General features: G+C 41.9%; 22 protein-coding genes. 9 read left to right on the plus strand and 13 right to left on the minus strand.

Annotated elements, in window-relative coordinates:
• Positions 1-2 precede the first annotated feature (2 nt).
• Positions 3-911, minus strand: coding sequence for a DMT family transporter (locus tag AC4E8A_RS18830; protein WP_490198936.1), 909 nt, complete (start codon positions 909-911; stop codon positions 3-5).
• 130 nt (positions 912-1,041) lie between these two features.
• Complete coding sequence (locus AC4E8A_RS18835; RefSeq protein WP_490195256.1) at positions 1,042-1,755, minus strand: MgtC/SapB family protein; 714 nt, start codon at positions 1,753-1,755, stop codon at positions 1,042-1,044.
• Between the two features lie 215 nt (positions 1,756-1,970).
• Between AC4E8A_RS18835 and AC4E8A_RS18840 the strand changes: the two genes are divergently transcribed.
• Together AC4E8A_RS18840 and AC4E8A_RS18845 are read left to right on the plus strand one after the other, a co-directional pair.
• A complete protein-coding gene (locus AC4E8A_RS18840) occupies positions 1,971-2,183 on the plus strand; it encodes a hypothetical protein (protein ID WP_490195257.1) in 213 nt (70 codons plus the stop codon).
• A 259-nt stretch (positions 2,184-2,442) separates the two neighbouring features.
• A complete protein-coding gene (locus AC4E8A_RS18845; protein WP_119544766.1) occupies positions 2,443-2,640 on the plus strand; it encodes a cold-shock protein in 198 nt (65 codons plus the stop codon).
• A 49-nt stretch (positions 2,641-2,689) separates the two neighbouring features.
• Here AC4E8A_RS18845 and AC4E8A_RS18850 read toward each other — a convergent pair whose 3' ends face one another.
• The gene (locus AC4E8A_RS18850; RefSeq protein WP_490195260.1) at positions 2,690-3,331 is read right to left on the minus strand and encodes a class F sortase; all 642 of its coding nucleotides are present in this window, start codon (positions 3,329-3,331) and stop codon (positions 2,690-2,692) included.
• 52 nt (positions 3,332-3,383) lie between these two features.
• A complete protein-coding gene (locus AC4E8A_RS18855) occupies positions 3,384-4,703 on the minus strand; it encodes a copper amine oxidase (protein ID WP_490195261.1) in 1,320 nt (439 codons plus the stop codon).
• Between the two features lie 511 nt (positions 4,704-5,214).
• Here AC4E8A_RS18855 and AC4E8A_RS18860 point away from each other — a divergent pair.
• Positions 5,215-6,435 (plus strand): ISL3 family transposase, encoded by a 1,221-nt coding sequence (locus AC4E8A_RS18860; protein WP_490193842.1) that lies wholly within the window; start codon positions 5,215-5,217, stop codon positions 6,433-6,435.
• Positions 6,436-6,448: 13 nt separating this feature from the next.
• Here the strand turns inward: AC4E8A_RS18860 and AC4E8A_RS18865 are convergent, their stop codons facing one another.
• Entirely contained in the window at positions 6,449-6,556 is a 108-nt protein-coding gene (locus tag AC4E8A_RS18865) for a putative holin-like toxin (protein ID WP_490195263.1), read from the minus strand.
• Positions 6,557-6,976: 420 nt separating this feature from the next.
• Here AC4E8A_RS18865 and AC4E8A_RS18870 point away from each other — a divergent pair, with 420 nt between their 5' ends.
• Positions 6,977-7,144 (plus strand): DUF8096 family protein, encoded by a 168-nt coding sequence (locus AC4E8A_RS18870; RefSeq protein WP_490195265.1) that lies wholly within the window; start codon positions 6,977-6,979, stop codon positions 7,142-7,144.
• A gap of 26 nt (positions 7,145-7,170) precedes the next feature.
• On the opposite strand, the gene AC4E8A_RS18875 is transcribed toward AC4E8A_RS18870, so the two are convergent.
• On the minus strand, positions 7,171-7,599 hold the full coding sequence (locus tag AC4E8A_RS18875) for a hypothetical protein (protein WP_490195267.1): 429 nt from the start codon (positions 7,597-7,599) through the stop codon (positions 7,171-7,173).
• Positions 7,600-7,703: 104 nt separating this feature from the next.
• Positions 7,704-9,092, minus strand: coding sequence for a bifunctional metallophosphatase/5'-nucleotidase (locus AC4E8A_RS18880; protein ID WP_490195269.1), 1,389 nt, complete (start codon positions 9,090-9,092; stop codon positions 7,704-7,706).
• A gap of 165 nt (positions 9,093-9,257) precedes the next feature.
• Between AC4E8A_RS18880 and AC4E8A_RS18885 the strand changes: the two genes are divergently transcribed.
• The 3 genes from AC4E8A_RS18885 (at position 9,258) to AC4E8A_RS18895 (ending at position 10,872) form a co-directional block, all read left to right on the plus strand.
• Positions 9,258-9,404: a hypothetical protein gene (locus AC4E8A_RS18885; RefSeq protein ID WP_490195271.1), complete on the plus strand. Its 147-nt coding sequence runs from the start codon at positions 9,258-9,260 to the stop codon at positions 9,402-9,404.
• A 120-nt stretch (positions 9,405-9,524) separates the two neighbouring features.
• The gene (locus AC4E8A_RS18890) at positions 9,525-9,863 is read left to right on the plus strand and encodes a hypothetical protein (RefSeq protein ID WP_490195273.1); all 339 of its coding nucleotides are present in this window, start codon (positions 9,525-9,527) and stop codon (positions 9,861-9,863) included.
• 154 nt (positions 9,864-10,017) lie between these two features.
• The gene (locus AC4E8A_RS18895) at positions 10,018-10,872 is read left to right on the plus strand and encodes an STAS domain-containing protein (protein ID WP_490195275.1); all 855 of its coding nucleotides are present in this window, start codon (positions 10,018-10,020) and stop codon (positions 10,870-10,872) included.
• A gap of 437 nt (positions 10,873-11,309) precedes the next feature.
• On the opposite strand, the gene AC4E8A_RS18900 is transcribed toward AC4E8A_RS18895, so the two are convergent.
• Positions 11,310-11,627 carry a hypothetical protein gene (locus tag AC4E8A_RS18900; protein WP_490195277.1) on the minus strand — a complete coding sequence of 106 codons (318 nt, stop codon included), beginning with the start codon at positions 11,625-11,627 and terminating at the stop codon, positions 11,310-11,312.
• Positions 11,628-11,746: 119 nt separating this feature from the next.
• A complete protein-coding gene (locus tag AC4E8A_RS18905) occupies positions 11,747-12,718 on the minus strand; it encodes a glycerophosphodiester phosphodiesterase family protein (RefSeq protein ID WP_490195279.1) in 972 nt (323 codons plus the stop codon).
• A 117-nt stretch (positions 12,719-12,835) separates the two neighbouring features.
• On the opposite strand from AC4E8A_RS18905, the gene AC4E8A_RS18910 reads away from it, so the two are divergent.
• The gene (locus AC4E8A_RS18910; RefSeq protein WP_490195281.1) at positions 12,836-13,510 is read left to right on the plus strand and encodes an FHA domain-containing protein; all 675 of its coding nucleotides are present in this window, start codon (positions 12,836-12,838) and stop codon (positions 13,508-13,510) included.
• Between the two features lie 51 nt (positions 13,511-13,561).
• Here AC4E8A_RS18910 and AC4E8A_RS18915 read toward each other — a convergent pair whose 3' ends face one another.
• Positions 13,562-14,401 carry an aldo/keto reductase gene (locus AC4E8A_RS18915; RefSeq protein ID WP_490195283.1) on the minus strand — a complete coding sequence of 280 codons (840 nt, stop codon included), beginning with the start codon at positions 14,399-14,401 and terminating at the stop codon, positions 13,562-13,564.
• A gap of 43 nt (positions 14,402-14,444) precedes the next feature.
• The gene (locus tag AC4E8A_RS18920; RefSeq protein ID WP_490198937.1) at positions 14,445-15,641 is read right to left on the minus strand and encodes an MFS transporter; all 1,197 of its coding nucleotides are present in this window, start codon (positions 15,639-15,641) and stop codon (positions 14,445-14,447) included.
• Positions 15,642-15,795: 154 nt separating this feature from the next.
• On the opposite strand from AC4E8A_RS18920, the gene AC4E8A_RS18925 reads away from it, so the two are divergent.
• A complete protein-coding gene (locus AC4E8A_RS18925) occupies positions 15,796-16,158 on the plus strand; it encodes a winged helix-turn-helix transcriptional regulator (protein ID WP_490195285.1) in 363 nt (120 codons plus the stop codon).
• A 1,645-nt stretch (positions 16,159-17,803) separates the two neighbouring features.
• Here the strand turns inward: AC4E8A_RS18925 and AC4E8A_RS18930 are convergent.
• Positions 17,804-18,628 (minus strand): aldo/keto reductase, encoded by an 825-nt coding sequence (locus AC4E8A_RS18930; protein WP_490195287.1) that lies wholly within the window; start codon positions 18,626-18,628, stop codon positions 17,804-17,806.
• A gap of 1,580 nt (positions 18,629-20,208) precedes the next feature.
• Complete coding sequence (locus AC4E8A_RS18935; protein WP_490195289.1) at positions 20,209-21,738, minus strand: DHA2 family efflux MFS transporter permease subunit; 1,530 nt, start codon at positions 21,736-21,738, stop codon at positions 20,209-20,211.
• Positions 21,739-21,775: the final 37 nt, after the last annotated feature.

Below are 21,775 nucleotides of genomic sequence, written 5' to 3' on the forward strand. Positions count from 1 at the left end.
CTTTATCCTCCCTTCACTTGAGCGGCCGTTAATTTTCTGAGTTTACGTTCTTCCCTTACAAAAAAGAAGATTCCTAACAAAATGATACCTCCGCCAATCACCTGGGATATCACTACAGCCTCTCCTAAAAGATAGTAAGCCAGAATGGAGGCCCCTATTGGTTCAAATAGGATGGCCATCGATATGGTCGAAGTACTCAGCCATTTTAAGGACCAATTGAATAGGGTATGACCTAGCAATGTTGGTATGATGGCAAGAAGCAAAAAGTAGAGCCATTCTTCAGTTGGATACGGCCCAAGTCTCTCCCCTTTTATTAACACATAGAAGAAAAGGACGACGGTGCTCATCAAATACACAATAAATGTATAGGTAACCAATGAAAGTCTTTGACGGACATTCTGGCCGAACAATAAATACGCTGTTACAAGAGCACATGCCAGCAGCGCCAACAGATCACCCCATAAAGCCAATCCGCTTATACGAAAATCCCCCCAGCTGATGACAATACTTCCGGTGATGGCCAAAGCAGCAGATAATAATGCGGACCTGCTGAATTTCTCTTTGAAGAATAGGTATGTTCCCAGGAACGCGAACAAGGGCTGCAGTGTAACCAGCACGGTAGAACTCGCTACAGATGTGTAATTTAGCGATTCAAACCAGAGGATAAAATGAAAGGCCAGAAAGAATCCCGCTGCCACTGTGTACAGCCAATCCTTAGCCGTTATTTTTTTCAGTTCCTTTCTATAGTTTAATAGAAAGACAGGAGACATCAGGAATATAGTGAATAGAAGCCTGTAAAAGGCAATTACACCAGCATCTGCACTCGAAACCTTGACTAAGATGGCAGATGTGGAAACGGATATTACTCCAATGACCAGAATGAAGTATGGATTCATGCGATATTCCTGCATCATGCGACCTCCTTTTAAGTGAATTCCTTTATCCTTTCATCTCAGCGGATTCTTATTCTATACTATTGAGCCAAAATCCTTCCCTGATGGCAAATAAAAAGAATCAACCAAAAAAGCAGGTCGATTCTTTTTATGAACGTTTATTAATCTCGGTTGACTTTATAAAAGAAAGCTGTTGCAGTTCTTCCAGTATCTTCGATGGATATGCCGGCCCTTTTGTCGAAATGGAAAGTGTATATTTCATTAAGAGGTCGCCTTTCGTATTGCCTCCTTCCAAATTATATTGAGATACATCCATTTCTTTAGAAGATAATACTTCATTGACTTTACCGATATGCCCTTCACCTTTTTCTATAATCAGTGTCAGAAGCAAATTATCTTTCATCTCTATTTTTTTCTTATACAGTTTTTCAAATCGGTTGAGAAAAAATAAGGTCGTTACAATAATGATTGTAGCCAGTACCGCTTCATAGTACATTCCGATGCCGACAACAATGCCGAGCCCGGCCACAACCCAAATACTCGCAGCGGTCGTCAACCCTTTTACCGTTATCCCGCCTTGCACCAGTATAGTGCCCGCGCCAAGGAATCCAATACCGGAAATTACATAGGATGGAATCCTGCTGGGATCGAAGCCTCGTAAATCATCATGTTCCTTAAGATAGTCTTCAAACCCGAAGATGGAAACCAGCATCAGCAAGCATGCACCGACTCCGACAACAATATGTGTCCTCAAGCCTGCGGGATGGTTCTTTGCTTCCCTTTCTATCCCTATAAGTCCGCTTAAAAGAACGATCACGAATAACCTTATAGTAGAAGTGATCATTTCATCCGTCATGAACATTATTTTTCCTGCCTCTCCCTTATACCCTGATTGCTTTGAGTTCTATAATGATATTTTTTCATATTATTTAACCGGATTTAAAGCAGATTAAACCGCTGTACTCCAGGGAATACTCTTTATACACGCAAATGCGCCAAGCTCTTTTATTATTTATATGCAGATTTCTTTCCATCATTAAGAATTTTTCAACTTATATTTCTAATTAAGGAGGCCCCATGGCAGACTGGCAGAGCTTATTAAAAATTTGGCAGCTTGAAAATAAACTCTTGAAGGTTGAGTACCTCACAACCAAGAAAGGGAAATCCTCCTTTTCCGGCCGCCTTATACAGTTCCATCCTGATACCCAGACACTGATTTTTTACATGGATGATTCAAAATCGGTTATCGCTCTTTATTTAAATCAAATAGAAAATATCGAGCCCAGTTAATTTTGATAAAAATTGGTAATTGGGAGGTTAGTGATATATTTTCCTATCATTGACTTCCTTAAAGGCTTACAGACCAGGCTTCCCCCTACAAAGACTGATGCAATATTGCCATATCCCAGTCTCTTGACGAAACCTCAGATTGGTGATAGGATGAGGTTAATTGTTTTTGTTCGGTAACGCTTAGAGATTCGTCTTGATAGATTATTTAGAGCAAGAATGGTAATACATTGTGGCAATTGCCACACAGGAGGAAACACATATGTTACAAGGTAAAGTAAAATGGTTCAACGCAGAAAAAGGTTTCGGTTTCATTGAAGTAGAAGGACAAGACGATGTATTCGTTCATTTCTCTGCTATCCAAGGCGACGGTTTCAAAACTCTAGAAGAAGGTCAAACAGTTTCTTTCGAAGTTGAAGAAGGCGCTCGTGGACCTCAAGCTGCTAACGTAACTAAGTAATTAGTGAAACAGCGAGAAAAAACTCCCATCTTGGGAGTTTTTTTTTTATTTATTCTGCTTTAACCAACTGTGTATATACGACAAGACGCTCCTCATACTCTTGCTCTTCATCATTAAAATCACCAGAACATGTAATCAGATTCAATCGAGGCTTTGAGTGGTAGCCGAATATACTTTCAAGCGGGGCATCATTGGTGAAGTAGGAATCAACTCCAAGGACCTGAAATATAAGAGTTTTTTCGTTTTCACCTAAGATCTCAACTGTATCACCTTTTTTCAAATCTCTAATATGATAAAACGCACCCGGCTCCCCCTTTCCATCAAGGTGTCCCGCAAGAACGGCATTCCCCTTTCCCCCGGGCTCTACACCAGGTTCAAACCACCCGGCTTCATTGATATTACTTGGGACTTCCATTTCACCATTTTCCAAATATCCTACCTCCGTAACAGGTGCTTCCATCCCAATAGAGGGAATTACAATCTTTTTTGGTATTACTTCGACCGCATTCAGGCTTTGGATCTTGGATGGCTCATAAGCCAGGTTTGATTCAATATAACCGGTGACAGCAATTTGCGGAGTTATAGATGGAGGACCAGCACTAACTGGAGGTGCTGCACTTGTATTTGCACTTATTGTCGTAACTAGGAGAATCCAGTAAAGAATAATGGTCTTTTTAAGCCATGCTTTCATTTTCCTCCTCCTATGTAAAGAAAGGGAAGAGTGGTCTCTTCCCTTGATGAATTTACTCTGTTAATGATTTACGTCTGAATAAAGCAAGACCCGCAAACAACAAAACAGGAACTGCCCAAAGTACCCATGTACTATCGGTGTTACTCATTCCGCCAAGACCAGTGTTCGGCATTTCAGGCATACCAGCAAATTTGTCCGGGAACTGATCGACAAATGCCGAGCTGAACAATTTGGCAGGTGTAAACATATGACCGTATCCCTTTCTGGCAGTATCCCAAGTGGCTTCATAGTCACCTTGTACGTAACTGTTAAAGGTTCCTACCAACTGGTCAACGTGGGTTTGAAGGCCTGTTGCCAATGCTTCCGCCTCTACTCGTGTTTCAGTTGCGCTGCTGATGAATTCAGAGAAATCCTGGCGGTATTGATTTAACTCATTCAGCGCTTCTTCTTTTGCCATCTCATCTTCATTGGCCGTCCCATTTACATAATCAACGAAATAGGAAATGTGATTGCTCCACATTTCTTTGAACTTAGCAGCAGCTTCATCCCCATATACAGAACCAATCGCTGCCGAAAGTTCTTCTGTATTTTCATTCAAGACATTGACATTGGCTTGAAATTCAGGCGCTCCATCAATTCCATTCTGCATCGCCTGCTGTGCGAGAGCAAAGTGTTCAGAAAGAAGGAAGTTCAAGTCAGAACGAAGATTCGAAGCATTTGTTACTGCTTTTGTATTATTGAACTTTTCGGGAAATTGATTCACGATGGCACTGGATAACGCTTTACTGGTCATATACAAATGTTCCATTGCATCACTCTGCGTGGAATAAGCCTTATCGTAGTCTTCCGCCATATAAGCATCAAAACCGGAAATCAATTGTTCAATATGAGTTTGCAAGCCTGAAGATAATACATCAGCAGGGACTTTCCCATTTGTAGCCTCAGAAATAAACGTTGAAAAATCCTGCTTATACATCTGCAGCTCTTCCAATGCAGCTTGTTTAGCTGCTTCATCTCCATTAGCAGAAGCTTTTACATAATCAACAAAGTAACTGATATGATTGCTCCAAAATTCATTAAACTGCTCTCCTGCTGCCTCGCCGTAAACACCGTCAATTGCAGCGGTGAGATCTTCTGTATTCCCATTTAATGCTTCTGCCACTTGAGCATAATCCTTATCTCCATTTGCACCTTTTCTCATAGCCGTCATAGCAAGGTAAGCATGTTCTGAGAACAGCCTGTCCAGATCAGCTCTTAATTCGACAGCTGCTGTATCAACTGATGGTGCTTCTGAAGTGTTTGCTGATGCCACCCCAGGAACTAATAGTGATAAACTTAATGGTACTGCGACTAATACTTTCTTAAAATTCATCTTTTACCTCCTAAAATTTTTTCTTCATTCGTAGATGTTATGTATCATTGATGTACTGAAGTTGTATAACAATATGTTACATTGGAACTATTCCTCACTCAGGACTTTTTAAACATATTTAATGTGTTTTTTTAGTTAGTAAGGTAAAAGTCACCAGACAAACCCCTATGTATGTAAGCGTCAAACAATTATTTTTTTCTGTTGGAATTGTTTGGTTTACGAAAAAACAAGGTAAGTATATAATGAGAGTATCATCATAAAATAAAAAAGAGAGCCCTGATGGCAATCAGGACTCCCTTACAGCAAATACCTGCACGGATATGCAGCGGCTCAACATAAGCTAAACATAAGAAGTAATCATCTTTAACCTTTGGCCGGGGATGGGATGGTTACTTCTTTTTTTCGGCTCTATTATATTTGTTGGGGTAGGTTTTAAGGCAAAAAAATACACGCAAGCTCCTTAATCTTTTACACTTGAGTTGACTAGAAACAAGACAAAGATAGGAGTTGCGTGTACATGCATTTTAACATGGTTTTACCTGGATTAGAAGAGGTTAGGATTTTGAAAGCTGAGGAAATAGGGGAGGCATACCACCTGCATATTGAATTGCCCAAAAGGAAACATATGTGTCCTGCTTGTGGTGATCAAACGACCAAGGTACATGATTATCGTCTTCAAAAGATTCAACACCTTAAGCTCTTCGAAAGGACTACTTACTTGTTCTATCGAAGACGGAGGTACAGCTGCCACTGCGGCAAACGCTTTGCCGAAGATAATCGTTTTGTCCAACGGTATCAACGACATACCATTGAATGGAACCAAGCCTTAGGCCTCCGGGTGATTCAAGGGAAGAACTTCAAAGATACAGCCTGCCAGTTCCGCACATCTCAGGCCACAGTAATCAGGCGTTTTGATCATATTTCTGCCTCTCAGTTAAAAGAGGTTGAAAAGCTCCCACCTGTGATTGCGATCGATGAGTACAAAGGAGATACCAATGCAGGAAAGTACCAGTTAATTATAGCTAACGGGGAGACTAGAGAGCCATTGGATATACTTCCAAACCGCTCAGTAAGCACCATTAAGAAATACCTTCGGGAAAAGGGTTCAGAAGTTCAATTGGTCGTGATGGATATGAGCCATGCCTTTAAATCTGCGGTTCAAAAAGCATTGGGTTCGCCTATTATTGTGGCGGACAGATTTCACTTTTCCCGCTATATCCATTGGGCTTTAGAACGCGTGAGAAGGCGTGTCCAAAAAGATTTTCATCCATATGACCGCAAGAAATGTAAAAGAATGAAGCACATTTTTCATAAGCCATATAGCCAATTAAATGATCGGCAACACTGGTATTTAGAAAGGTATCTTGGTTTGTCTGAAGAGCTGCGCACAGCTTTTGCGTTAAAAGAAGCCTACAGGTTATGGTTTGAAGAGGCGAAGGAAATTGGTACGTCAGCTCCCAATAAGGTTAAAGAGGGATTGTACAACTTTTACCGACAGGTTGAAAATTCAAGCTTAAAGGAGTTTCACCAGGCTATTCAGACCTTAAAGAACTGGCAGACTGAAGTATTAAATAGCTTTGCCTTCAACTATAATAACGGTTTCGTCGAGGGATTAAACAATCAAACGAAGGTCATTAAAAGAAATGCCTTTGGGTTTAGACGATACGACCGTTTTAGACTTAGAGTACTATTGCATCACCAATTTAAATCAAAAGGAATTAATGTGGGATAAGGAGCGAGTGCTCCTACCCCAACATTTGACGTAGAACCTTTTTTTCTGTCAACGCGATTATCGCGACGACGAGAGTTCCAAACGCAATCATGATCTGAAGAACATCTCCAATTGCAACCATAAGCGTATCACCTCCCTTCTATCGGGAGTAATGAGCCGCTGCCCCATCCTGTATTGTGCTGTATCTCTATTATATCATTGATATGCTTACATATATCTCAGCAAAAAGAACTCCTTCAAAATTTTTAAGCGGGTAAAATTTCCTGTTATCGTAGAAGTTGCAGATAATGCAGGACCCTTATATTGGCTTCACTTTCTTCTCTGTGGCCAATTCCCCTTTTCACAGGCCCGCTTCCTATCTTTTTTTCTTTCATCGGCCACATTCGCTTTGTTCAGTGAACCATCCCGCTTCTCTTCCCTGTCATCAGGCCGGTTCCTCCAATCATTAGTATCTATAATATCCAACCATTCCATGGCATTTCCCATTAAAACTTGCTATATTAATGATGTATACCAGAAAGCAGCGAAAGGATGTTGTAATATGACAAGCGATTCTGAAAACACTAACGAATCAATCGTTTATTATAAAGATGAACCTGACGAAGTCAGCGGAAGATGTGAATGCGGAAATAAATTGTTCAAGTCGACTGTGAAGGACGGAATGCTTTACAGAAAATGCAGAGAGTGCGGCAAGACGAAAATCGTATAAAAATATAGCCTTCCCAAAAAGGAAGGCTATATTTTTAGATCTGAATCTTTCTCTCTGTACTTTTTAAATAGAAGCCATCCTCCCCAAACAAGGAGGACCAATACTGCATATACCATAAAGAAAACCAGGAAGCCCCATAAACCGATTACGGCATCGGCGAACTCCATATTGCCTCTGCTTGTGATCGCCTGCTGGATCTCTATGGCAAATACCAATACGAACATAAAGGTCATGGTATATAAAAAGGAAATGATTGTGATGCCAAAAGGAAGCTTCGAAAGCCATTTCGTTAAAAGGAAAATAACGATGAAGGCAGCAATCCCAATGAACCCCATGATCCAAAAATGTAAATCCTTATCTGTAAGGCTCAGACCCAACAGATTGGTTGAAACGTCAATCAATATATCATGCAGCTGATTCACTGCTTCAGCCAGCGCTTTGATGCCTTCCTTCATTTCCGGCTCACTCATTTCTCTATTATTAGTTCTTCTTCAAATTATACCAATATAGAAAATGTCTTGATACCTATTTAGTAATCAGATGCGATATCCCGAAGCTATCATACCCTCACAGTATTGGCTGCTTGCCATCGGTTCTTTAAAGCATTCTCAACGAATAATGGATCCCTTCCATACAAGCGTATGACGTCCTTGATTTCCTCAGCCAGATATTTATCGTTTCTATTATTTGCAAGTGATGGATAGCCTGAACCTCTTTGCAGATAATCCGAACTTGCGATACGGTACCATCTATCTTCTTCAAGGGGCTGGTTACCAATCATGATCTGAGTGACCTTACCGCCATCATACTCTACTTCCGCTCCCGAGATATGAAGTTTTCCGACAAACCTTCCTCTGAAACCAGGTCCTCTCCCGTCAGCAAGGCATACCTGTGCATCAAGCGACTGCTCGATGGCTTCACGCAAATGTCTTCCTTGTATTTCAAAGGAAGTGGGATTTAATGGAGACGGACATATTTCAATAAGTTTTTTGTTGGATATATAATCAAACAAACCCGCATTGACAATCCCACTGTTAATCAGCCCTATTTCACACTCGAGCATATCCCTTAACCCGTCGGCAATCAAGTTAGTAATCGGATTTTCTTCAACTACATCATGCCAAAGAGGAGACGGAAGCCGATAGAGCGGCTGGCTCAAAACAGTAATCGCTTTCTCCTTATTTTTTTTAAGGATCGAGAGGACTTCCCGATCTTCCTCCTCGCCTTTGGTTGATATCGTTTTGGAATGAAGCAGTTCCACTCCCGTCGGTAAAACCTCCATTTCAATGATCCCTACATATTCTCCGTAACACCCGGCACTATTTAAGATCGTGCCATTGATTATTTTCGCCTGCGGATAAAGCTGGTGGTCATGAGCGGAAATAATGATATCGATCCCCTCTATTTCCTCTGCAAGGGCATCATCGGCAAATGTGCCCACATGATTCAACACAAGACACAGATCATATTCCCCTTTTCGGCTCCGAAGTTCTTCCCTAAGTGCTTCCTTATAAGAAGTGATATGGACGCCCAGTCCATCATTAAAAACACCCAGATCAGGAGAGGATCCTGTAATGAGGATCCGGATTCCATTCTTCTCAATGATCTTGGATGACATTACCCCATTTACCGGCTCCTTCTCTTTTCTTTGAAGATTGTTACTGATGAATGGCACACGGCTCATAGTAGCCATATACTGCAGTGTATCGACCCCATGGAAGGTCTCATTATTTCCAATGGTGATGGCGTCGTAACCAACCGACTCCAGCAATTCGATTGCCGCGGCCCCTCTTGTCCCCTGCAGCTCTATACTCTTGAAGTCTGCAAAATCACCGCCATCCAGCAACAGTGTATGATCATCTTTTAGCTTTCTTATTAATGATGCCGCTTTAGAAAATTGCTCAAAATGACTGTGAAGATCATTCGTATGAATAATTTTTAATTTCATATTACACCTCAGCTTTTATTTGATTCCTTTGATTAATCTTCGAACTATCTTTTCATTCTCCTGCAGATATAAAAAATTCCGAATATTAAAATTCCATTATTTTCTTAAATTCTGTTTAAAAATGACATAAATAGTCTATAATACCTATTAGGAATGGAGATGTTGATGATGAACAAAGACATTGAAACTCTTATCTTCATTAAAGAACTAGGCAGACTCTTTGATGATTATAAGAGATGCCCTGATAATAATACAAAAGCATTAATCGAGGATGATATCCTTTTTTTAACAGAGATCATTAATCCCCATTAATTAATTTATAAATCACGGTCCTGCATTTTTTGCAGGACTGTTTTCTTTTCCACTCATTTTCTTAGACAAGCTCGAATATCCTTCTTATATACAGAAACGATGGAATGAGGAGGAATAAATTTGAAAAAAGTCATTATGACGGGAGCGCTCCTGCTGTTTATAGGCGGATGCGGAACTGAAGAGTCTGCCGTTCCAAGTGAATTATGTGGATATGGAGAAATGATGACCGTCAATGGAAATGAATATCTGCGTATTCACGAAAAGAAATCCCTGACTCTTGATCAAGAGGTAGGTGAAATTGCAGAAAAAATTGACGAGGTCCTTCATCCAGTAGCCCATCTCACCTCTAACAGTCTTGACGAAGGAACTAAAATCTTCAGTGTCCATCATCATGAGGACTACTTGGTTGCCAAGACAGGGGAAGAAAAATATCTTTTATTCCAACAACTAAATGACTGAAGACAGGGTCTGGCGGCTGCCAGACCTTTTCTCCTGATCATTTCGTTTCCCCCCCTCCCTGACATAATAAGATATACTATTGATAGTAGGGTATTTTCATTAACTGCACAGGAATACATATTCGACCTTGAATGAGTAGCTGGAGGATCAATTGATGACTAATGAACTAGAAACATTAGGAAACATGATAATACTTAAGAAATATGACCTTGCCCAAGAAATACACAGGGATAGAATGGCAGGAGTTCCCATGGCTGAAACAGATAAACGTAATTTCGCCAAGCTTGAACCCAAAATCCTTGAACTTCGCGCTGAATTTCTCAGTTTATTTGGAGAGGCTTTGATTGAATATAAGGATAGGCAAAAGGCCATCGACCGAGTTAAAAAATGGGGGCGCACGAATGGGGAGTACTTCTTCAACTTGGGAGCACCATTAAATGAAGCGTTAAAAGACACAAGCTTCTACAGAGAGTATATTTGGAAAGCTGTCAGGGAAGCGGCAAATGAATATGCCATTTCAACAGATACCTTATTTGAAGTAATCGCTATTATTGATCCATTATTGGATCAAGCTGTTTATAATTTCAGTCTCAGCTATGTTGACAGTTTTCAGAAATCCATGGAAATGGCCAAGTCTGCTTTCCTTGAATTATCTGTACCCGTTGTTCCCCTTGGCCCCGAAATCGCTGTACTGCCTTTAATCGGGAATATCGATACCGAAAGAGCCAGACTATTGATAGAAGAAACCTTAAAGCAATCAGAAAAATTAAAATTAAGTCATTTGGTAATTGATCTGTCAGGTGTCATGACCGTTGATACCATGGTAGCAAATCAATTGTTCAAGGTAATTGAAGCCCTCTCTTTAATCGGAGTGAAGACGATCATTACCGGCATTCGTCCAGAAGTCTCACATACAATGGTTTCTCTGGGATTGAATCTTGGTCGTTTGACAATTAAAGGCTCTCTACATCAAGCTTTAAAAACTCTGAATTTTTATACTGTTTCTTGAGACATATGCTTGGCGGACACCATTTGTTGTGTTCGCTTTTTTGCAAGGCCTTTTTCAAAGATCATTGCTTTTTTCGGAAAGATGTTTTCGCATATATTGTTGCTTTCGGAAAAATCCCAAAAGCCGGATTTTTCCCCTGGATACTTCGTTTTTTGCTCTGAACGAAGAGAGAAGCTCTTTTCTCTCTTGTTAAACAGGGGTTTTTCCGGTTCATTACTCCACTATCTTTCGGGAATTAATATCAGATAGCAACAAAGTTTACGAAAAGAGCCTTTCGGAAAGATCCCAAGAGCAGGCACCCTGGGTACTGGAATTCTTCTCGTTCAACAGGGCGAGCGGCTCTTTGCTTTCTTGCTCACCAGGGTTTCTCTGATGATTTAACAAATGATTCTTTTGTAAAGAAAGGGCTGAATATCCAGGGCCCTTCTTATCCGATGCTATATAGCAAACTTATCATACACTATACGAATGCTTTTTCCACGGCTGTCGTAATAGGCTTCTTTTGTGTAGTACCAATAAGAATCCCGGTCGCTGTAAAGCTTGATGTATCCGGACGACATATAGACCGTTTTGACGTATGTCCATGAATGTTTGCCCTCATCTACTGGAACATATAACGGACTGGTTGTATCATCGGCCGCTTTCATCACTTCTCCCCTATCGGATTCATCCGCCGACACAGTACCGCTGCCAAGAAGTCCCGCCGCCAATAACCCTCCCAAGATGCTCAAGGTCATTCTTTTGGCTGATATCATTCTCCTACCCTCTTTCAGTATTGTCTCTATTTCTATACTCACCTGATAAATCTCTCAATTTGCTAAACTATCAGCTTATATAGTTCAATCACCTTATATATTATCATAATATTTCCAGATTATTTAAAAATTGGTGCAATATTATCTATCCGGTTTGTCCATATACCGCCTGTATAACCGGTAGGAAGTTGATCCAGGTCCTTCACTGAATCAAATCCCTCAGACCAAGTCCCGTCTCCTGCAACAACGATGACCCTTGTATCCACAGCATCCATCCTGTTAAGAAACTTATCAGGCCAGCCCCATAACAGACGGACATACTTGAGAGGTATATGCAGCTGGGTTTGATTGCATGCATCAGGAACCGCTCCTGACCATCCATACGCCAGGTAAGGAATAAGACAGCTTTTCAACGATTCTTTGGACATTACCCTGACATCAGGGAGTTGCTTCTTGAGTGACTGAACTGGCTCATCGCCTCCATAAACCGTGATAAGTTTCCGTTGTTCAACCGTCAGCTGCAGAAGGATCTCTGCCATTAGAACGCCTTCCACGGGATCATTACTTTTTATATGGATCAAGAACTGTTTATCAGGAAAAGCACTCAACACCTCTTCCATGGATGGCATTAACCCTGTTCCTTTTCCCCTGAAAGGATATGTTTTTCCGCCATCAGCGGTATACCCATGTCCAATGTCAGCCTGCTTTAACTGTTCCATTGTATACTCCTTCGGTTCACCAGCCAGATTTGTCCGGCAATCCAACGTCCAGTCATGAAAGACAGCAAACTGCCCATCTTTGGTTGGTCGTACATCAAATTCCACCATATCGGCCCCGGCGTCAAAAGCAGCTTCTATGGAAGGGAGTGTATTTTCCAAATAAGGATGCTCCGGTTCATATATCCGTTCCGCTGTACATGTGTCCCCTTCAATTCCCTTCATACTGAACGTTTGCCCCATTCCCCTATGGGCAAGAAGATAGGGATCTCCTTTACGCTCCTTTGTAAACATCGATGTATTATTAGCAAAAATAAAAACTGATAGAATAAGCACTATGATCGTGCACCTCTTTACTAGTTTCTTAATGTTCACTTTCCTAACCTCCAGATTCGGTATAAACTATCTATGTACACTATAGTGAATTATGAGGAAAGTCCTCAATAGTAGGTCAATGATAATTGAATAACAATTCCATCATAGGAGAGTAAAATGAATTCATCTGCATATATGATCGTTGAACAAGGTACGCCATTTGAAAAAGGAGCGTTTATCCCCCTTACATTGAAGAAAACGGTAATAGGAAGAAAGTCCAAAGAATGGTCTCCTGACATCTCCTTTCAGAATATCCATGTGTCAAGGGAACACATGGCCATCCTCTCAGGCAAGGCTGGAGAGTACTTTATTGAAGATTTGGGCAGTAAGCATGGAACGTTGCTGAATCACCAACGTCTTTCCGCTAATCAAGTGGTGCCGTTAAAAAATTCGGACACGATCTCATTGGCTGGAGGGCTGATTACCTTTTCATTTATACTATCCGCCCTTGATCTAACTGCCGATTTTGCACCAATGCTGTCGCTTGCTACCCGCAAGGATCTTCATTTGGACTCCATTAAACAGGAACTGACCATTAAAGGACAGGCTTGTGTCTTTTCAGAGAAAGAGTTTGCGTGCATTCAACTCTTGATAAGAAATCAGGGACACTTTGTTTCCAGCGGTGAAATAAAAGAAACCGTCTGGCCTGAGAGAAAATATACTGTGGATCAGACACCAGATGTAACACCTGAAGAGATCAATGCCTTGGTCTATCGGATCCGTAAAAAGCTGCCGGATTGTATAGGCATTGAAAATATAAGAAGCAGGGGATATATTCTGTCCGTTAACTAGTCCTAAAAAAAGCAGACGCGAGGAGGCGTCTGCTTTTTAGAATAAAAGTGATTAAAAATCAAAGTTATCTGGATCGGGGCCAACACGGTGGTCCTGATTCAAACTATCGATCTTCTTCATATCTTGTACAGTAAGCTCGAAATCAAATAGGGAAGCATTTGCAGCAATTCTAGTTTCTTTTGTAGACTTAGGAATTGCAACAATTTGATTTTGCAAATTCCAGCGAAGGATCACTTGCGCAGTTGATTTACTGTATCTATCGCCGATTTCTTGAAGTACAGGACTTTCAAGAATCTCTCCTTGCATAAGAGGAGACCACGCCTCTAACTGAATTCCATTTTCTCTACAGTAGATCAATAGATCCTTCTGAGTCAATCTTGGATGCAGTTCCACCTGATTGACCATCGGCTTGATTTCCGCTTTTTTCAATAATGTTTCTAAATGATGAATTTGAAAGTTGCTGACACCGATTGCTTTGATTTTTCCATCCTTATAAAGCTTCTCAAGGGCTTTCCAGGCCTCGGTATATTTCCGTTCCACCGGCCAATGGACCAGATAGAGATCCAGGTATTCCAAGCCTAATTTTTCTAAGGATATTTCAAAAGCAGCCAACGTTTCTTCATAACCCAGATCGTCATTCCACACTTTTGATGTGATGAACAGGTCGCTTCTATTAAGTCCTGCTTCTTGGATTCCTTCAAGTATTCCTCGCCCTACTCCTTCTTCATTCCCATAGATGGCGGCAGTATCAATACTGCGGTATCCATGCTTGATCGCTGTTTTGACCGCATGGACTAGTTCAGGCCCTTCTTCTACTTTAAATACACCAAGACCCAGCCATGGCATGTGAATTCCATTTGATAATGTCGTTGTGCTTTGTAAGTTATTCATATACTTTTCCTCCATTGTTTTCATTGTTTATTGTTTTAATCCTTTAAGCTTCTTTCTCCTGCAAATCTTTCATTTCCAGATGCCTGCTCCAGCCTGTAAGCAGAACAGCAGCCGCGACCATCAAGCCGCCGAGCCAGCCGGTATGGATGAGCCCTATCGAATCGGTAATGATCCCGCCGAGATAGGAACCGATTGCGATTCCCGCATTAAAGGCGGCAATATTAAGAGCCGATGCCATGTCCACCGCCCCCGGGACAAATCGTTCAGCAAGCATGACCACATACACCTGCAACCCAGGGACATTCATGAACGCAAACAGCCCCATGGCGATAATGGTCAATAATCCTGCTACTTTAAATGGTGCCGTAAAGGACAGGACAAATAGAATGACCGCCTGGAAAATAAACATATAGAATAGTGAATTTATCGGATTCTTATTGGATAACCTGCCTCCCACCATATTCCCTATTGCAATCGCTATCCCATAAAGGAGCAGGATGACTGCTACACTCCCAGACTTATAACCTGTAATATCCTGGAGCAAGGGAGAGAGATAAGTGAAAACAACAAAGGTCCCTCCATATCCAAGAGCAGTAATGATAAATACAAGCAGCAGCCTGCCATTGGTCAGGAGCTTGTATTGATCTGAAAATGTCGCCTTCGCACCCCTTTCTAAGTCAGACGGCACCAGCAAGGCATTGGCGGCCAGGGAGATAATCCCGATGATCACGATTGCCAGGAAAGCGTTTCTCCATCCGAATTGCTGGCCAAGGAAGGTACCAAACGGCACCCCGGTGACCGTGGCGACCGTAAGACCCGTGAACATAATTGAAATGGCACTCGCCCTTCTGTTTGCCGGGACCAGGCTGGCTGCTATTGTAGAACCTATGGACATAAACACACCATGGGAAAATGCCGATAGCACCCTTGCCGCAAGTAAGATCGTTACGCTTGAAGCCGTTGCTGCGAAACTATTTCCAATGATGAAAATAATCATGATCCAAATCAGAAGTGCCTTTCTGGACATACTGGAAGTGAGTGATGTAACAACTGGAGCCCCCACTGTCACTCCAAGTGCATATAACGAAACCGTTAATCCGGCAGTTTTTACGGATATATTTAAATCATCAGATATAAGGGGCAGCAATCCCACACTGATGAATTCTGTCGTTCCTATCGCAAAGGCACTGACCGCTAATGCCAGCAGCCCTATCAGACTTCTTTTTCTTTCTTTTGTCATCATTCTTCCTCCTCTTTCAAGTAGTCATTTCAGCCGGCAAATGTTATTATGATTCATACAGGAAGATATGAAAAGTACGTACTTTAAAGTGCTATAGATACTTCAAAGTAATATAGGCACTAAAAAGTTCCTATCGAATAGGAGGCAGGCAATAGTGAAGAAAAAGAAATATAACATCAGTGTCGAAGCCACATTGGAAGTCATTGGCGGAAAGTGGAAATGTGTCATCCTCTGCCACCTGACACATGGTAAAAAGAGAACGAGTGAGTTAAAACGGCTGATGCCGAATATTACACAGAAAATGCTGACCCAGCAGCTCCGCGAACTGGAAGATGACGGTGTAATCAATAGGATCGTCTATAATCAGGTTCCTCCCAAAGTAGAATATGAGTTGAGCGAATATGGATGGAGCCTTCAAGGTATCCTGGATTCTCTTTGTGCGTGGGGGGAGAACCATATTACGAAAGTGTACGGAGATAAATCGGAGGTACTGGAGGAAAGCATCCTGAATGAATAGCCTGGAAACGCGAAAAGCCCCATTCAAAATAACTTTAACTCGTTCGGTTGAGAGGGAGAAAATGCCTATTTGCTGGTGATTTGCGGGTTAAAATACAAAGACTTTTGCAGGCTGTTTTGAAGTGTAATGTGTATGAAAAATTGCACAAAAAAGAGGAGCTGCCAACGACCTTGCAGCTCCTCACTTCTATTATGCGTTATTTAAGTAAGCCCCAGATCGGTTGAACAGCCGGTTTCCCGTTAAACTTGGCATTCTTCAGCAATGAAACCAGGTTCTTTGCTAATTGAGGTATATAGAGGGAAAAATTCCCCTTAATTAGCAAATAGTACTGAAAACAGCTTAAATAGAGGGAGAAATTCCTCTTATTTGACTCAAAAAACGTGAAGATAGGAAGATTTGCTTTGAATAAAGGGAAAAACTCCCCTTATTTTCCGCAAAAACCACGTCTACTCTACATCTAACGGTAAAATCTCACCTTATTTTTCTCCCACTGGGTTATTCCCCTTTCTCTCCCATCTATTGTATCTGGCAATAACGAATCCGCGGACAAATTTGTAACATAAAATGCAGACCAGTTTGCAACACCACATAAATGTATGCGGTAGTGCAAATTGGCCAGCAAATCAGTATGCAGCAATAAGCGAAAAAACTTCAAAACCGTATGCCGATAAAAAAGCGGATACAAAATGCTATGCAAATTGTACCGCAAATTACCTTTCAATTTATTGGTTTCTCCCTCTGTACTGAACGGGTTAAAAATAACTTGAATGGGGCTTTTTATGGCATATTGTTAGTTTCACATCATATAGACAGTCATAGTAATCACAACTGGCTGATTGAAGCGGATGAATGCGCACTCACCTGAGAGAAAGAGCAGTGGGACAGGCTAAATCCAGCTCCAGCGGTCACCGACTATCGTATTTCGGTCTCCTTCCTTGCGAATCCAGCTCCAAGGCCCAGCTGCCAGCGGACTTCCCGACTCCTCCTTGCGATTAGTCAACATCAACTCATTATCGTTCGTTGTGTTTCCTATATCTCATGCGGAGCCAGTCCAGTCCGTATGCAGCTGACCGGGCCTTTCCGCTTTTTAGTGATAACTCAACATCAACTCACTTCGTTCGTTGTGTTTCCTTTATCTCATGCAGGAGCTCTCCAATCCGTACGTCGGTGAACGGCCGCTTCCGCTTTTTATCCAATCCAGCTCCAGCGGCCACCGACTATCGTATTTCGGTCTCCTTCCTTGCGAATCCAGCTCCAAGGCCCAGCTGCCAGCGGACTTCCCGACTCCTCCTTGCGATTAGTCAACATCAACTCATTATCGTTCGTTGTGTTTCCTATATCTCATGCGGAGCCAGTCCAGTCCGTATGCAGCTGACCGGGCCTTTCCGCTTTTTAGTGATAACTCAACATCAACTCACTTCGTTCGTTGTGTTTCCTTTATCTCATGCAGGAGCCCTCCAATCCGTACGTCGGTGAACGGCCGCTTCCGCTTTTTATCCAATCCAGCTCCAGCGGCCACCGACTATCGTATTTCGGTCTCCTTCCTTGCGATAACTCAACATCAACTCACTTCGTTCGTTGTGTTTCCTTTATCTCATGCAGGAGCCCTCCAATCCGTACGTCGGTGAACGGCCGCTTCCGCTTTTTATCTGACGTTCATGTCATTCGGATGAGGACCTTTGCGGCGGTCCTTGTTCAAACCGTTGATTTGGCTCATCTCATCATCAGTCAGTTCGAAATCGAATACATTGAAGTTTTCCTCGATTCTTGAAGGAGTCACTGATTTTGGAATGACAATCGTATTATTTTGCAGATGCCAGCGAAGAACGACCTGCGCAGGTGTTTTTCCATGTGCTTCAGCAATGTTCTTGATTGTGTCATTCTGCAGCACTTCCCCGCCTTGCTCAAGCGGACTCCATGCTTCAACAAAGATATCATGCTTTGCACAAAATGCTTTCAATTCATTTTGCGCAAGATGAGGATGACATTCAACCTGGTTCAGTACTGGCTTGACATCACACTCTTTCAATAGTCGTTCCAAGTGTTCAATTTCGAAGTTGCAGACACCGATTGCCTTCACTTTACCGTCATTATAAAGCTTCTCCAATGCTTTATATGTATCCACATACTCATCGAATTCCGGAGTCGGCCAATGAATCAAGTATAAATCTACATAGTCGAGGCCGAGTCTTTCCAAGCTTTCATCAAAAGCACGCAATGTGTTGTCATACCCTTGATCGGTATTCCAGACTTTTGTCGTAATGAAGAGCTCTTCGCGGGGTACAGAAGCTTCTTTTATTGCTTTTCCTACACCTTCTTCATTTTGATAGATCATTGCCGTATCAATGGACGTATAACCTGTTTCAATTGCTTTTGAAACAGCGGATGTCGCTTGATCATTCTCAACCTGCCATACCCCGAACCCAAGCTGAGGCATTTTGACACCATTATTTAGAGTCACGAAATTCATTTGGCATATCTCCTTTAATATAAATTCCTCACCAAGTGACACACATCTATAAGGTGTACGCCATGGTCCATCCTTATTCTTAAAAAGAATATCTCACTTAGCCGGTAAACCAATTATATAAAATTATCAGTGATTGGATAAAGCAAAGAGGCTTGGAACGCAAAGATGCCCAGGATGGTATTTACCCTTAGGATAAGTTCCCCTGTATTGCTGAGGACATAAGACCAGAGTGCTAAACAATTATTCACCCATCAATAGTTTAAAAGGAAGATTCTCCCGCTGGATACGAAGAACCTTCCTTGTTTGTGTTTCATATTACTGCTGCTGTTGAGGTGGCTGCGGCATACTTCCCTCTGAAGGACGTTCACCTTGGAACTGCCCTTGACCTTGCTCCGGCCCTCGGCCTTGACCTCCTCTTACTTCCGTTGTGGACCTACAACAGGGTATCTCATGGAAGCTTCATAAGACCGAAAAAGAAGTGAAATTGAAATCATGATGACTCATGAAGCGTCCATAAGAACGAAAAAGAAGTAAATTTGAGATCAGGGTGACTCATGAAGCGTTCATAAGACCAAAAAAGAAGTGAATTTGAGATTAGAGTGTCTCATGGAAGCTTCATAAGACCAAAAAAGGAGTGGATTTGGAAATAGAGTGTGTCATGAAGCGTTTATAAAACCAAAAAAGAAGTGAATTTGCAATCAGGGTGTAGAGAAAGGGGGAGTAACGATTGATAGAAAAATAAGGGGAGATTTTACCGTTAGATGTAGAGTAGACGTGGTTTTTGCGGAAAATAAGGGGAGTTTTTCCCTTTATACAAAGCAAAGCTGCCTATTTTCACGTTTTTTGAGTCAAATAAGAGGAATTTCTCCCTCTATTTAAGCTGTTTTCAATACGATTTGCTAATTAAGGGGAATTTTTCCCTCTATAAACCTCAATTAGCAGAGAACCTGGTTTCATTGCTGAAGAATGCAAAGTTTAACGGCAAACCCGCTGTTCAACCGATCTGGGGCTTAATTAAATAACGCATAATAGAAGTGAGGAGCTGCAAGGTCGTTGGCAGCTCCTTTTTTTGTGCAATTTTTCATACATATTACACTTCAAAACAGCCTGCAAAAGTCTTTGTATTTTAACCCGCAAAACCACCAGCAAATAGGCATTATCCCCCTCTCAACCGAACGAGTTATGACCCAAGCAGACAGGGGTTTTTATATTCATTAATTGGAGGTGCAGTCAGATTCCGTTGGGCTAAATTAAGTATGTTTCTCTTGGATTCTTACCCCTACACAAGAGAGTTCGGTCTATAACGGTACGTTTCTTCTGGAGTCATACACCTACACAAAAGAGTTTGGTTTATATAACCCTACGTTTCTCCTGGACTCGTACCTCTACACCAAAGAGTTCGGTCTTACGGTACGTTTCTCCTGGAATCGTTCCCCTACATAAAAGAATTAAGTCTAAAACGGTACGTTTCTTCTGGAGTCATACACCTACACCAAAGTGTCGGTTAATAACGGATGTTCCTTCATACCAAAACACAAAAAAAAGAAGAGAGACATCAACGTCCCTCTTCATCAAAAAGCTTATTTCCCTGCAGCCAATTCCGCTGCAACTTTTTTATTTGCCGGAAGCTCTTCAATTGGATCTTCCGATGGTGTCGATCTCTTGATAAAGAATGAAAGAACCAAAGCCACCGCCGCAATGCCGGAGGCTACCAGGAAGGCATCATTGATACCTTGCAGCATACCTTGCATTGTGATCTCCTGCTGCATTTGAGCCATGGCTGCTTCTGAAGGCTGGCCAGTGGCGTTTTTCATTGCGTCCTGCAACAGTTCCTTCGTATGAGTAACTGTACGATTGGACATGACCGTGATAAGCAAGGCTGTGCCAATCGCTCCAGATACCTGGTTGAGCGTATTGTTCATTGCTGTACCATGAGGGTAGAAACGTCTTGGCAGCTGATTCAAACCGTTTGTGGAAACCGGCATCATGACCATCGACATACCAAACATCCTGATGGAATTCAAGACAACCAAGTTTGTGTATGAAGTATCCTGTGTTAACTTACTGAATAAATACGTTGTGACAACCGTAAGCAGCAAGCCGCTTGTAGCCAATACACGGCCGCCGAACTTATCAAACAGCTTCCCTGTGATTGGTGACATGATTGCCATGACAAGTGCACCAGGAAGCATAAGCAAACCTGCATCCAAAGGTGAGATCCCGCGGATAGTCTGTACATAGATCGGAATCATTAACATTCCGGAGAACAATGCCATATTGACGACCATCGTGATGGAAGAAGACAATGCGAACATTGGATATTTGAATACCTGGAAGTTCAACATTGGTCTGTCGAGCTTCGATTGGCGGAGGATGAAAATCACCAATGAAACAACACCCAAAGCAATCATGCCATACACCCAAGGACTATCCCATCCTTTAGTGCCTGCTGAACTGAACCCGTATAGTAAGCTTCCGAACCCTACACTGGAAAGGATCATTGATAAGAAATCGAGCTTGATGTCCACTTTCTCTTTTTTATCCTTCAATAGGAAGAAACCAAGTAAAAGCACAATAATCGCAATCGGTGTTACGAAGTGGAAAAGCATTCTCCAGTCATAGTTTTCTACAATCCAGCCGGAAAGTGTGGGACCTATGGCTGGTGCAGCCATCATAATCAAACCGAACACACCCATTGCAGCTCCGCGTTTTTCAACCGGGAAGCTGACAAGCATGACATTCATCAACAGCGGCATCATGATCGCTGTACCGGATGCCTGAATCATACGGCCCGCAAGCAGTACCGGGAATACATGAGCAACCCCAGCAAGCACCGTACCGATTGTAAACAAACTCATCGCCACTAAGAATAAGCGGCGGACCGAATATTTTTCAATAAGAAAAGCGGTTGTCGGAATTAACACTCCATTCACCAGCATGAAGCCGGTTGTCAACCACTGTACCGTAGACGCTTCGACCTCCAGCTCCATCATGATGGATGGGAGGGCGATATTCAACAATGTATTATTAAGAAATGCAATAAAAGCTCCTACCATCAGGACAGCTAATATCCCATATTTAGGACGTACATTTTTAGTTGTACCTTCCATTTATTTTCCCCCTATACTATTAGTTCATTTTTTTGTA

Source organism: Bacillus sp. SRL337 (genome assembly GCF_984799155.1).

What these genes read in the sequence shown, in the direction of transcription:
- AC4E8A_RS18830 (WP_490198936.1), bottom strand. Translation starts at nt 911, where the DNA reads ATGCAGGAATATCGCATGAATCCATACTTCATTCTGGTCATTGGAGTA.
- AC4E8A_RS18835 (WP_490195256.1), bottom strand. Translation starts at nt 1,755, where the DNA reads ATGTTCATGACGGATGAAATGATCACTTCTACTATAAGGTTATTCGTG.
- AC4E8A_RS18840 (WP_490195257.1), top strand. Translation starts at nt 1,971, where the DNA reads ATGGCAGACTGGCAGAGCTTATTAAAAATTTGGCAGCTTGAAAATAAA.
- AC4E8A_RS18845 (WP_119544766.1), top strand. Translation starts at nt 2,443, where the DNA reads ATGTTACAAGGTAAAGTAAAATGGTTCAACGCAGAAAAAGGTTTCGGT.
- AC4E8A_RS18850 (WP_490195260.1), bottom strand. Translation starts at nt 3,331, where the DNA reads ATGAAAGCATGGCTTAAAAAGACCATTATTCTTTACTGGATTCTCCTA.
- AC4E8A_RS18855 (WP_490195261.1), bottom strand. Translation starts at nt 4,703, where the DNA reads ATGAATTTTAAGAAAGTATTAGTCGCAGTACCATTAAGTTTATCACTA.
- AC4E8A_RS18865 (WP_490195263.1), bottom strand. Translation starts at nt 6,556, where the DNA reads ATGGTTGCAATTGGAGATGTTCTTCAGATCATGATTGCGTTTGGAACT.
- AC4E8A_RS18870 (WP_490195265.1), top strand. Translation starts at nt 6,977, where the DNA reads ATGACAAGCGATTCTGAAAACACTAACGAATCAATCGTTTATTATAAA.
- AC4E8A_RS18875 (WP_490195267.1), bottom strand. Translation starts at nt 7,599, where the DNA reads ATGAAGGAAGGCATCAAAGCGCTGGCTGAAGCAGTGAATCAGCTGCAT.
- AC4E8A_RS18880 (WP_490195269.1), bottom strand. Translation starts at nt 9,092, where the DNA reads ATGAAATTAAAAATTATTCATACGAATGATCTTCACAGTCATTTTGAG.
- AC4E8A_RS18885 (WP_490195271.1), top strand. Translation starts at nt 9,258, where the DNA reads ATGATGAACAAAGACATTGAAACTCTTATCTTCATTAAAGAACTAGGC.
- AC4E8A_RS18895 (WP_490195275.1), top strand. Translation starts at nt 10,018, where the DNA reads ATGACTAATGAACTAGAAACATTAGGAAACATGATAATACTTAAGAAA.
- AC4E8A_RS18900 (WP_490195277.1), bottom strand. Translation starts at nt 11,627, where the DNA reads ATGATATCAGCCAAAAGAATGACCTTGAGCATCTTGGGAGGGTTATTG.
- AC4E8A_RS18910 (WP_490195281.1), top strand. Translation starts at nt 12,836, where the DNA reads ATGAATTCATCTGCATATATGATCGTTGAACAAGGTACGCCATTTGAA.
- AC4E8A_RS18915 (WP_490195283.1), bottom strand. Translation starts at nt 14,401, where the DNA reads ATGAATAACTTACAAAGCACAACGACATTATCAAATGGAATTCACATG.
- AC4E8A_RS18920 (WP_490198937.1), bottom strand. Translation starts at nt 15,641, where the DNA reads ATGACAAAAGAAAGAAAAAGAAGTCTGATAGGGCTGCTGGCATTAGCG.
- AC4E8A_RS18930 (WP_490195287.1), bottom strand. Translation starts at nt 18,628, where the DNA reads ATGAATTTCGTGACTCTAAATAATGGTGTCAAAATGCCTCAGCTTGGG.
- AC4E8A_RS18935 (WP_490195289.1), bottom strand. Translation starts at nt 21,738, where the DNA reads ATGGAAGGTACAACTAAAAATGTACGTCCTAAATATGGGATATTAGCT.